The 11,620-nt window shown below is 40.7% G+C and carries 4 protein-coding genes and 2 pseudogenes; 2 read left to right on the top strand and 4 right to left on the bottom strand.

Annotated elements, in window-relative coordinates; genetic code table 11:
- Positions 1 to 312 (top strand): annotated as a pseudogene (locus AFK68_RS27000) (M24 family metallopeptidase); the annotation flags it as partial.
- Between the two features lie 63 nt (positions 313 to 375).
- Here the strand turns inward: AFK68_RS27000 and AFK68_RS46640 are convergent.
- The 3 genes and pseudogenes from AFK68_RS46640 to AFK68_RS46635 form a co-directional block, all read right to left on the bottom strand.
- Positions 376 to 822 (bottom strand): annotated as a pseudogene (locus tag AFK68_RS46640) (YbjN domain-containing protein); the annotation flags it as partial.
- 769 nt (positions 823 to 1,591) lie between these two features.
- On the bottom strand, positions 1,592 to 2,215 hold the full coding sequence (locus AFK68_RS26990; RefSeq protein WP_094676656.1) for a hypothetical protein: 624 nt from the start codon (positions 2,213 to 2,215) through the stop codon (positions 1,592 to 1,594).
- A 4,122-nt stretch (positions 2,216 to 6,337) separates the two neighbouring features.
- The coding region (locus tag AFK68_RS46635; protein ID WP_371357582.1) for a DUF4157 domain-containing protein at positions 6,338 to 6,881 on the bottom strand (544 nt) is incomplete at its 3' end.
- 2,757 nt (positions 6,882 to 9,638) lie between these two features.
- On the opposite strand from AFK68_RS46635, the gene AFK68_RS46630 reads away from it, so the two are divergent.
- Complete coding sequence (locus AFK68_RS46630) at positions 9,639 to 10,262, top strand: DUF4159 domain-containing protein (protein ID WP_371357581.1); 624 nt, start codon at positions 9,639 to 9,641, stop codon at positions 10,260 to 10,262.
- A gap of 17 nt (positions 10,263 to 10,279) precedes the next feature.
- On the opposite strand, the gene AFK68_RS26965 is transcribed toward AFK68_RS46630, so the two are convergent.
- Positions 10,280 to 11,353 (bottom strand): phage tail protein, encoded by a 1,074-nt coding sequence (locus tag AFK68_RS26965; protein WP_094676648.1) that lies wholly within the window; start codon positions 11,351 to 11,353, stop codon positions 10,280 to 10,282.
- Positions 11,354 to 11,620 lie beyond the last annotated feature (267 nt).

The raw sequence follows: 11,620 nt of genomic DNA, 5'->3' as shown, positions 1-11,620 counted from the left end.
GTATTAATGAAGTCATTTGTCATGGTATTCCTAATGAGAAAGAAGTCTTAAAAGATGGGGATATTATTAATATTGATGTGACGCCAATTCTTGATGGTATCATGGAGATACTTCTAAAACTTTTTTTGTTGGTGAACCTTCTCCACTAGCAAAAAAATTAGTGAAGTTACAGAAAAATGTATGTATTTAGGCATTGCTGAAGTTAAGCCAGGAAATAAAATTGGAGATATTGGAGCTGCTATTCAAGAGTATGCTGAAGCAGAAGGTTTTTCTGTGGTTAGAGATTTTGTTGGTCATGGTGTAAAAAATGTTTCCGAAAAGGGTAATTGCTTCGAGGGGTGAGAGGTTTTCAGAGAGAATAGCCTGAATTCCTGGTAAATATTCGTCCATCATCATTACGTTGGCGTAAACTATCTGTTTGATTAATGCAAAACTCAGTCTATCCCCTTCTACATCAATTCCAGTTTTGTAGCGAATTTCTCCATCTGTGAAATCCAATTCAAAGTTTCCTATAATCATGCCATAGTTGGCGCGGGTGATGAATTCTATGATGGGTTGATGTTTGTTTTCTGGGACGTTAATGGGACAAACTGAATAAAAAGCAAATTGTTGCTGTTGTTCTCTGGCTTTGGCGTAACAGTCCCATTTTCCGTTTTTACCTTGGAAAGCGAGACGTAAAGTTGGTTCTGTTTCAAGTTTGGCGAATTGCCAATCATCTTCGATAAAGAAGTTGACTACTGCTTTAAAAATACTTTCTTCTGAGGCAATTTCTTCAGATATTTCTGAGATGCTATTAGTTATTTCTTCAAAAGCATCGGTCATTTCTTTCATACTTTCAGAAAGTACTTCTTGAGTCATTTCTGAGAGATTATTTGTTAACTCTTCAAAGGTATGACTCATTTCTTCAACTGCTTGAGACATGACATCTACCGAATCTTCTGAGTTATTGCTATCTGTCCACTCTTTAGCAAAATTGAGCATTGCTTCACTCATTTTTTTGCTATCAATACCATCACTGGTGATATCGGAAGGTTTGAGATAATTCCACAGAGTGCGGTAACCCGTTTCACCTGTTTCTTGTTTTTGTTTGACTTCCAAGGCGTACCAACTATAGGTAGATAAAATTGGATGATTGGGCTGTTGTTGGCTGAGTTGCTGGAGGTAAGATGTTGCTTGGTTAGCATCTGTGGCATTTTCTGCTATTTTTGGTAGTAAAGCAGGGTCAAGAGTGGCTTCGATTTTAATTTCGGATGATGGTTGGAAGTTTCCAGCAGAAAGAGGTGCGCGGATTTCTGGTTTGAGGTTGAATAAGGCTTCCGTGTCAATGCGTTGGTAGAGTTGGTAGGTTATGCTGAAGGTGAGGTGACATTCGGTGATTTGGTTGTTTTGTTTGGTGAGGGATAGGGAAGTTGTGTGAATTTTTAGGGGAGAGTTGGAGGAGTAATTGAAGGTTAGCTCTTTTTCTAAAGGAAAATTTTCTGTATGACTACTCATTTTTTGATCAATAAAAGACTTGAATTTGAATGGTTTTCTAATTTACGTGCATAAATCTGTACATAAACTTATCCTTGATTAGGAAATTACCCATCTATTAAAGTGTTTCCCATTCTGCTGGGTGAAATGCTACTCCAGTAATATTTAAGTCATTGAATAAACAAATCACTTTATCAATTACTAGAGGTGGTCCTGGATCATTTAACCAAAAAATACTTTCTCCTTGCCAACTATCAATGCTTACTTTTCTAGGAGGACCAATTTCACCCATGACAGATGCCATAAGTGCTCTAGAGACTCGGTCTGTGTATCCCCAATTAGGTCTATAGCAATCTTTACATTCACCTTGATATTCCCACCAACCGGAGGAACCTGTTGCTTTACCTGAAATTTCAAGTTGCCAAAAAGTAGGAATGATTATTTCATTATTTGGATCTATTTCTTCAAAAAGCTCATTTTTCGACGTTTTCATTTTATGAAAAGAAAATCCAGTCAGCCCAGATGTCTCAAGTGCATTCCGAAGACGATCCGTAACAGCGTAGATATTTCCTGTTTTAACAATATCTTCGCCATCCCATCTATCAAATGAATAATCAAGAAATTGCACTACATCATTTTGTCTTTTACACGTTTCACAATAGTTTTGGTAAGTAACTATTGATTCTTCTCCAAGCTGACCTATGACTGGACAACCAACGAATGAAAATATTTTGGGTAACATCTTAATCTCCTCATATTAGACCTTGAATGGCTTTGGTCAATGCGCTGTCTGGTCTCAACTCTGTGCTGAGTAGTCTTTGAGACTCATTCCCTAACAAGCTACGAAGTAATTTATCGTCGCTATTAGTAATTGCTTTTGCTACATCAGCATTATTTACCATGAAATGTCCCATGCTTTCTATATATTCGTCTATGTATGCTGCATAACGATTAAAAGCAATACGCTTTGCTTCTTTAGATAAACCTGATAAACCATCTATAACGGTATAAAAATTATTCCAAAGTTTCCTAATTTTAGAAAGATGTACCTCACTATTGAAAACGCCTTTTAGGATAGGACGCAGTCTACTGCCAGCATTAATCTCAGTTTTTGAGAAAAGACCAGGATACTTCTTGAGTACTTGCTGCTCTATGGAGTGATGAATTACCTTAGTTTTACTTACAGCTTTTTCAAAATAAGCATCTGCAATACTTCTATAATCAGGGTTAGCTTTAGAACCTCTTACTAAAATACCCTCTACTAACTCACCATTTGCATTTTTTCCACTAGCCTTACTTCCATAAGCAGCCTGTTGTGTTAATTCGTCTACCCATTCTATATCTCCATTGGCTAGCATTATCCAAGGATTAATCAGCCCCTCAAGCCTAAACCTTCGATTCTTAACCCGAATTCGGAATGCCTTAAACCGCATCCGCTCCAATAGCCCTTTACCCAAATCCTGAAGCCGCTTAAACTGCTTGCCAATTCCGGAACCAGCAATACCTTTGAACAGAACCTTACCCTTTTGAATTACATATTTCGCACCTTTAATAACTGCCTGAGTTGCTTTCTTGGCAAGTTTAATACCACCCTTCGCCGCAGCTTTAGCACCTTTCACCACAGCTTTAGCACCTTTAAGGGCTGCTCCTCCTACTTTCAAAGTTAACCAGGACACAAGTTCAATTGCTCCAGCAACAAGTCCCTTAGCTAAACTCTTACCACCACCTTGAATATCTCCTTCCCAAGCCTTCGCTACATAATCTCTAACGTGTCCGCCAATAGTAGCAATTGTGATGCCAGCAAACAATGGTGTTAAGACGCTCATAATCGGCGGAATTAAAGCCGCAACGGCTCCACCACTAACAATCAAAGCACCTGCGATCACCCCAACTGCTGCTACTGTCCCACCAATAACTAATGGCCAATTNCCACCTTGAATATCTCCTTCCCAAGCCTTCGCTACATAATCTCTAACGTGTCCGCCAATAGTAGCAATTGTGATGCCAGCAAACAATGGTGTTAAGACGCTCATAATCGGCGGAATTAAAGCCGCAACGGCTCCACCACTAACAATCAAAGCACCTGCGATCACCCCAACTGCTGCTACTGTCCCACCAATAACTAATGGCCAATTTTCTGACCACCATTGGCTAATGCCCTGCTTCATCATCTGCCATTTGATGTCTGCTCGCTGTCTTGGCGACAAACCATCATCTGGATTCTTGGCTTGTTCCTTACCACCTTCCTGTTGCTTTTGTCCAGTAGCTTCGGAAATAATGGATTCCATTGAGCGACTTTCATCATTGGACTTGCCGAGCATTACTTCCCCATTACCATTAGTTTGTGCCATTAATTGGGTAACTAACTCTGGGGACAGTTCCATATTGTTGTCAACTGCGTCTACTCCCACATTTTCCTGTGTCCAAGGTGGACTTGGTAAATCGCTTTCACCGGCTTGTGCTGTACTTCCACCTTCTTGACTAGGAATATTGATTCCCATTGCTGCAGCTTGGGATAATTCCTGGGGTGAAAGGGATTCGTCAAGATTCCCTCCAAGGAGTTCTTCTAAACCAGCAGTTTCAAATTGGGGAGGCGCAGCTTTAGCGGCTGCAATTAAATTACCAATGTTCGTGAGTAATTCCTTAAGTTCACCGTTGATAATCATACCAATAACGGTGAAAATTCCGTTGTACAAGTCTTGGATCAGTCCCAACAATTTGTCTAAAGTATTCGCCAAGAAGTCCAAAATGGCGGAAATACCTTTCTTTAACAAGTCAGCGGCTGCATTAACTGCTTGCTCTGCTTTATTAACTGCTTGGTCAATTTTAGCTGTAATTTTCTTGGCTATTCCTGGAAAAGCAGCAAAAACAACATTGACTAATCCCTTGAGAATTTCTCCAAAGGCTTTGATCAGGCCAACAATTGCCTTGCGAGCCAGCTCAATGGCTGCCATTGCCAGCTTCTTAGCTGCTTCAAAGATCGCTTTAACAGCCTTACGCAGATTGTCATAAATGAAATTAACAGCTTGTTTCAACCCATCAATCAAAGACTTGGCTGCCGACTTAGCCCAACCCCAGAAACCACCAGATTTTTTCTCTGCATTTGCCTTTTCTTTGGTTGCGTCTCGATCCGCCTTTTGTTTCTCTGCTTCAGCCTTTTTCTCAGCTTCATCGAGATGCTGTGCAGCCTCAGATTCTCCCTTAGCCTGCTCAGTATCAATCTTTTGGCGTTGTTCAGTTGTCGCCTTAGCTGCTTTATCCTGATAATCTTGTTCAGCAGAGTCTAATTCCGTTTGCCATTCTTCTCTAGCTTGAGCAACTTCAGACTTGGCATTTTGCTGTTCTTTTAGTTGCTTTTGCTTCGTCTCTTCATCCAGCTTNGATGCTGTGCAGCCTCAGATTCTCCCTTAGCCTGCTCAGTATCAATCTTTTGGCGTTGTTCAGTTGTCGCCTTAGCTGCTTTATCCTGATAATCTTGTTCAGCAGAGTCTAATTCCGTTTGCCATTCTTCTCTAGCTTGAGCAACTTCAGACTTGGCATTTTGCTGTTCTTTTAGTTGCTTTTGCTTCGTCTCTTCATCCAGCTTTTCAACTTCCTGGTTAGCATCTGCTTTTGCTTTAGCGGAGTCAACATCAAATTTTTCTTTCCCAGTCTTATACTTCTCTTGTTCTGCCCCAATTTTTTCCTGAAGGTAAGGACTAAGGGATTGATTCAAACCTGCAATAGCTTCCCCAGGCAGAGCAACAGGCTTTCCTCCATTCGCTTCAGGAGACTTAACAGCAGAAAGTTCTTTGTTGGCCTTTAGCGTTTCGTTACTGCTTTGGGGAAAGATATTGTTTTCTCCAAAGTCCTGATGAATTTTCTGAGCTGCTTTAGCTTTGGCAGACTGAACTTTCTGGCCTGACTGAGCTAGATTTCTCTGCATCTTAGAGGGATCTGCTTCACCTGTCAGCTGAACGTTAGGACGTTCTCCAGCACTGGTACTAACTTGACTGTTGTCTAACCTGACATTTGCCACAGAGTTTTGAGCACTCCGGGTCAAGGCTTCATTATTTTGTCCATCTTCTGTCGTTTCTCCCCCTGCAAGTTGAGTTGGAGGTTGATTTGGAGCAGGTGGAGCTTCTTGCACTTCCACGACTTGTTCCATAGACACCTGTTTTGAAGTATCAGTTGACGGTTCTGAAACTTGAGCATCTTGAGTAGGTTCAATCTTTGCAGCAGCTTGAGGCGTTACTGCTCCAGCATCTCCTTGTTGAGCAGGTAAACCTGTAGGAGCAGGGATTTCTGGAAGAGTTTCTTGCATCTGCTGGCGCTGATTTTCTAAAGCTTGGGCAGAAGCAGGGCCAGCTTGAGCAAAGGTAGCAGACGTTTGAGTTGGAGGTGTTGTTTTGAGTTGTTCAATGATTTGTCCTGGATCTTTACTACTCAATGAAACAGCATCTTGAGGTACAGGAGAACTATCAGCTCCACCACCAGGCATTTGTCCAGAAAGATTCTCAGTCTTTGCATTTGGAGAACCAGTTGTCGCACCTGACGAACTAACGTTGTCATTAGGTGTTTTGGCTACACCAGTTGCTCTTGAAACATCCTGATTTTTACCCTCAGATGTCTGACCAGAGGTAGTTTGCTGTTGCTCCCGTACTGCACTTTCAGATTCAGATTGTTTTGCTTCAGGTGATTGGGAATTCTGCTCTTGTTTTAGAGCTTCTTTATCTTTGTTGTTCTTTAGTTTAGTCGTTTCCTCTGACTCTAGTTGTTTTGCCTCTTGGACTACCGATTTGCTTTCTGGTTGTGAGGCCAGCTTAGAGGAAGAAGGAGACTTATTCTCTAAAGCAGAAGACAGTTGACGATCGCCTGTTTTAANGCTGTTGCTCCCGTACTGCACTTTCAGATTCAGATTGTTTTGCTTCAGGTGATTGGGAATTCTGCTCTTGTTTTAGAGCTTCTTTATCTTTGTTGTTCTTTAGTTTAGTCGTTTCCTCTGACTCTAGTTGTTTTGCCTCTTGGACTACCGATTTGCTTTCTGGTTGTGAGGCCAGCTTAGAGGAAGAAGGAGACTTATTCTCTAAAGCAGAAGACAGTTGACGATCGCCTGTTTTAAATTGCTCTTTGTTAGAGGAGTCTAAAACATCAACCTTACCTACCTTCTGAGTCTTTTCTCTCTCACCTTCTGCTGGGGTATTCAGTAACTTTGCCTGAACCCCACCCGTCTGCTGAATCGTATGAGTCAACTCATGGGCCAACAACTCCTTCCCACTACTCGACCCCGGATTAAACTTCCCAGAATTAAAGTAAACATCATTTCCATGAGTAAACGCCTGTGCCCCCAACTCCTTATTCATCTGCACCGACTGGGAACCCGTATGTACCCGCACATTACCAAAGTCCGCCCCAAACCGCGACTCCATAAAGTTGCGCGTTTCATCCGGTAGAGGACTTCCTTGACCCTGCTGACTGGCTAAACGACTTTCCAGACCGGGTTGGGTTGAAGATTGGCCTTCCTTATTCTGAACAACAGACTGTGGCTCACCCGTCAATTGTCCGTGACCAAGAGAGGTAATAGAATCCGCCAGCGATCGCATCTGAACTTCAGATTCCTCTTGCTTGGGAGCTAATTCAGTTTCCTGGGATATTTTCTGCTCTGCCTCTGGCATGGCCATAACTTTAGCCGCCATTTTGTCCGCTTCTTGTTCGTATTTGTCCCCTGGTTTCCCGACCGTTAGCTTGGTCTGTAACTTATTCTGAAGCTTAGTCTGAAAAGATTTAGGCCGAACCGACTGAGTTTTGGCTGGAGGTGCTTTAAGAATATCGTCGTCCTCCCGGGCTTTCTGTTTCTGAATAGCGCGATTAATCCGACCCTGGAGTTGCGTTTCCTCCTGTTGTTTTTCAAGTTCCTGATGTTGAACAGCATGATTAATTTGCTGTTGCAAATGACCTTGGTCTTGAGCTTTATTGATTTTTTGCCGTTGAATAGAGTGATCGATGCGAGTTTGTAGCTGGGCATCCTTTTTCTGTTCGTCCAGTTTCTGCTGTTGAATGGCTTGATTAACCTTTTGTTGCAGTTTAACCTCTTCTTCTTGCTGTGACGGCTGAGATTGAACATTCAGTTCCTGTTTTTCCTGAAGTTTTGTCTCTTCTTCTAACGTTTCAGTTGGCTCTGCTTTGGTCTGAACTGGAGGTGAATCTTCTTCTAAATCTTCGGGCTGAGAGTCTGCTTTTGCTTGAAGGTCTTCTGGTTTCTCCTCGTCTAAATCCTCTTGAGCTTGAACAGTTGAGTTAAGTTTCGGCTGAATATCTTCTGGCTTCTTGTTCTCTAAATCTTCCGGCTGAGATTCTGTCTTTGCTTGAAGGTCTTCTGGCTTCTCCTCGTCTAAATCCTCTTGAGCTTGAACAGTTGAGTTGAGTTTCGGCTGAATATCTTCTGGCTTCTTGTTCTCTAAATCTTCCGGTTGAGATTCTGCTTTAGCCTGAACTGGAGGGATATCTTCTTCTTTTTCTAAATCTTCCGGTTGAGGTTCTGTTTTTGCTTGAATATCTTCAGGTTTCTTTTCATCTTGTTCCTCTGGCATCGCCTCCCGTTGAACTGAAGACTCCTGACGCATCTGGAGATCGTCCTTCTCCTGCTCCAAGCCCTGAGCTTCAGCCATTTGAACTTTCATCATCCGTTGTAGCGGTGTATCGACTCGTGCAGCTCTTTGTCTGATTAATGTTTGGAGGTCAGGTTGTTCCAGTTTTTGTTGAACCGACTCATTTGCCTTCATCTGAAGGTTTTCTTCTTCCTTCTCTGAGGCTTGTCTTTGAACCGTTTGAGGTTGAGCTGGAGTGCCATATATATGAGGATTTGCAGCTCGATATCGTGCCGCCCGTTCTCTCATCGTTTGTATGTCTTGGGGCTGTGGCTGACTTCTAGGAGTTGCTAAAAAAGGACGGCTAGCAAATGGACTTCTTTGTCCAGGATGGGTGTTGGTATCAAGTCCACCTATTTTCTTAGGCTTGACAAAATCATGAGTCATGGTCGATACGTCCCGATTACTCTGGAGTTATTAATAAAATACCATAATTAAACCCAATAGCCACATAATCTTTACAAAAGTTTGCTAAATTCACTACTGAAGTGTGGGTTCTGTTGCCAACTTGACGGACTTAATAATCTGATGTATTCATTATTTCATAGGTAACTCCTTTCTCTGGCCATTGCTTGTAATCCCAAAAAACTCTAGTCAATAATGTGGCCAAATATTGCCATAAAAAAGTTCCATGATTTATTTTTCTCAGAGTAGTAGAACAGAGGTAATTAAAAGAAAATTATGCACTTCAAGCCTCCCTATTACAAGAGGGACAGATAACTGATAAGTGAAATGACAGAACAATTTTTTCCTAAACCTTCACCTAATCCCTTAGATCGTCTTCATGTTACAGACGGTTTAATGATCAATGCTCAAAGGTGGCGTTTAGCTCATCACTATTCTCGCAGACGGCAAAATTTACATTATCAATCCCTAAATCAACCTGGAATTGTTTGTGGGTTAGGGGTACATCCAACTGAAGCACCTCCTGGCGTACAATCAAAATTTCAAACGGGATGGTTAATGATAAAACCAGGAATTGCCATTGATGGTGAGGGAAATCCAATTATTATTGATCGCCCGATGGAATTTAGAATTACCGATCCTAAACCTTCCAAATTTGAACCCATTCTTGTCTATTTAGTAGTCAGTTATGTCGATCCAGAAGAACTCAGCTTAAGAAATGATAATGATGTTGTTCGAGAAACATTTCGGATCGATCAAAAAACTGAGCCCCCTAGTCATCTAGAAGTCGAAATTTGTCGCATCAACCTACAACCAGGAATTATTCAAATTAAGCAACCCAACGATGTTTTACTTCCTCAAGTTAACGATATAGATTTACGCTATCGAATTCTAGCGCGATCGCGACCGGAAATTGTGATTGAAACAGCAATGTTATCCCCTCAAGCTTCTGGAGGAATGATGTCAGAAGCGGAGGGAAAATATTGTCAAGATAATCTTGCTTTTCTGATGCGTTCGGTAGAGTCACTTGACTCCAGAATGCAAGGTATTTCAGAAATTCAACAAATACGCCTTAATCCCAATGAAACCCNAATTCTAGCGCGATCGCGACCGGAAATTGTGATTGAAACAGCAATGTTATCCCCTCAAGCTTCTGGAGGAATGATGTCAGAAGCGGAGGGAAAATATTGTCAAGATAATCTTGCTTTTCTGATGCGTTCGGTAGAGTCACTTGACTCCAGAATGCAAGGTATTTCAGAAATTCAACAAATACGCCTTAATCCCAATGAAACCCTTGATTTCGATCTACTATATTTAACTGAACAACAAACTTTTGAGTTAGGGAACGAGCAGATAGAAATATTAGAAAATTATCTAAAAAGTGGAGGAACTGTATTAATTGAAATTCTAATAGATAACAATATCGAGCAAAATTTTAAAGATTTGACAGATTGGGCAAGAGAAGAATTTAATCTTAATTTTATTAATTGGGAAAGACTCCTTCCCGATCATTTACTAAAAGTTCATCCATTTCTCTTTGCAATACTTCCTAATATTAACAATGAATCCATTAAACTTTTTGTAGGAGGCGGAATGATTATAATTATTGGCCATTTATCACAAGCTTGGGGAATCCACGAACACACACTACCCCGCACTGAAATTAGAACAGCACAAGAATTGGGAATTAACCTACTTTATTTTGCCTGGTACAGACGACATCAAAATCAATTGTTAGAGAAATTATCCAGCGAATAACCTGTTAGTATATTCACCTAAAAATCCTGTACAATATTTAATTCATAAGTACAAAAAGCAGGTTTATATTCTTCAATAATTTCTCGCACTAACGGTTCATCAATTTGATTGGGAAACTCAACTTTTAGACGAACAATAAAGTGATAAGCACGTCCACCACCAAGCATTGAATCCTGATTAACACAAGCTTCTCCTAAAACAAATCCTTTCTGAAAATCTTCCCATAAACTAATATGTTTTTCCGCTTCAGGGAGGTCTTCATCAAGGGGTAAATCTGTAAGCAGATGCAGATAGAATCGTAAACCTTTACGAGTTCCATGCCAACGGTAAAGGGTGACTGCATTGCGAATCAAACGACGCTGAATCTGAAGTGGGCAGCGAGAATCTATTTTCCAACCTACCCACTGGGCCAGAAAGGGAAGTAGTGCTTCAGGTGTGGTTAGAGGGTCAAGATAGGCCCATAAATTATCGGTAGTTTGGACAGCCGGATCGTAGGTTTCTTCCAGGATTTTCAAGAAACGACTTAGGAAATCTGCTTCACGATAAATAACTGGTAAAAACTCAAGATATTCAATGCGGGGACGAATTTTTAAGTCAAAAACTTGATAGCCAATTAACTTTTCATTTGGATTGTTTTTGTAAGCTAAAATTTGAGCAGAATAATTAATTTCTAGTTTGTCATTTTCTGAGTTTATAGCTTGTTGATTTTCAAAAAAGTTTGGCGGAAAATTAAACTCTATTTCAATATCTTGTCGCTGTTGAGGGTTAATTATTAATTGATGGCTAAATCCTTGAACTACTTCTGATTGAGTTGAACCATTATTAATAGTTTCTTGATAAAATTGACACCAATGGGGAGAAATTTCTGGTTGAAATTCAAGTTGCAAATAAAGGGTTAGATGTTCTTCAGACTGATTTTCTAACTGCAGCAGAATTTGACTTGGTTCTCCTGGGAAAACTTGTAGTTCTATTTGGTTTGCATCTACAGTTTGACCACGAGATATAGCAAACTTTCCCATACTTCTATTATCGGTAAGCTGCATCGCAGTCAATTGCAGGTTAAGAGTTGGAGGAGAGTTTGCTTGAGTCATTTCAGTTATCAGTTATCAGTTAACAGTTAACAGTTATCAGTACCTCCTAGGTAGAGAACTAATACAGGAAAAAGATTGAAAAATATTCCAATTACCCGGATTCTATAGAACCCATTTGGTATCTTCGTAAAGATGTGGGTTTTTGGCTTAGGAGTCAGGTCTCAGGAGAAGTAATTGATAAAAAATTGGTAATAATTGATTTGATGATGGGATTTTGGGAGATATCTAATACACCCCATCTCTCGACACTCCCCCACTCCCCTACTC

The organism is Hydrocoleum sp. CS-953, from assembly GCF_002260545.1.
Taxonomy (GTDB): Bacteria; Cyanobacteriota; Cyanobacteriia; order Cyanobacteriales; family Microcoleaceae; genus Trichodesmium.
This window is presented reverse-complemented; position numbering and strand designations above follow the sequence as displayed.

Bases quoted from the DNA above. Each gene is read 5' to 3' on its own strand.
- AFK68_RS26990 (WP_094676656.1), bottom strand. From the start codon at position 2,215: ATGTTACCCAAAATATTTTCATTCGTTGGTTGTCCAGTCATAGGTCAG.
- AFK68_RS46630 (WP_371357581.1), top strand. From the start codon at position 9,639: ATGTTATCCCCTCAAGCTTCTGGAGGAATGATGTCAGAAGCGGAGGGA.
- AFK68_RS26965 (WP_094676648.1), bottom strand. From the start codon at position 11,353: ATGACTCAAGCAAACTCTCCTCCAACTCTTAACCTGCAATTGACTGCG.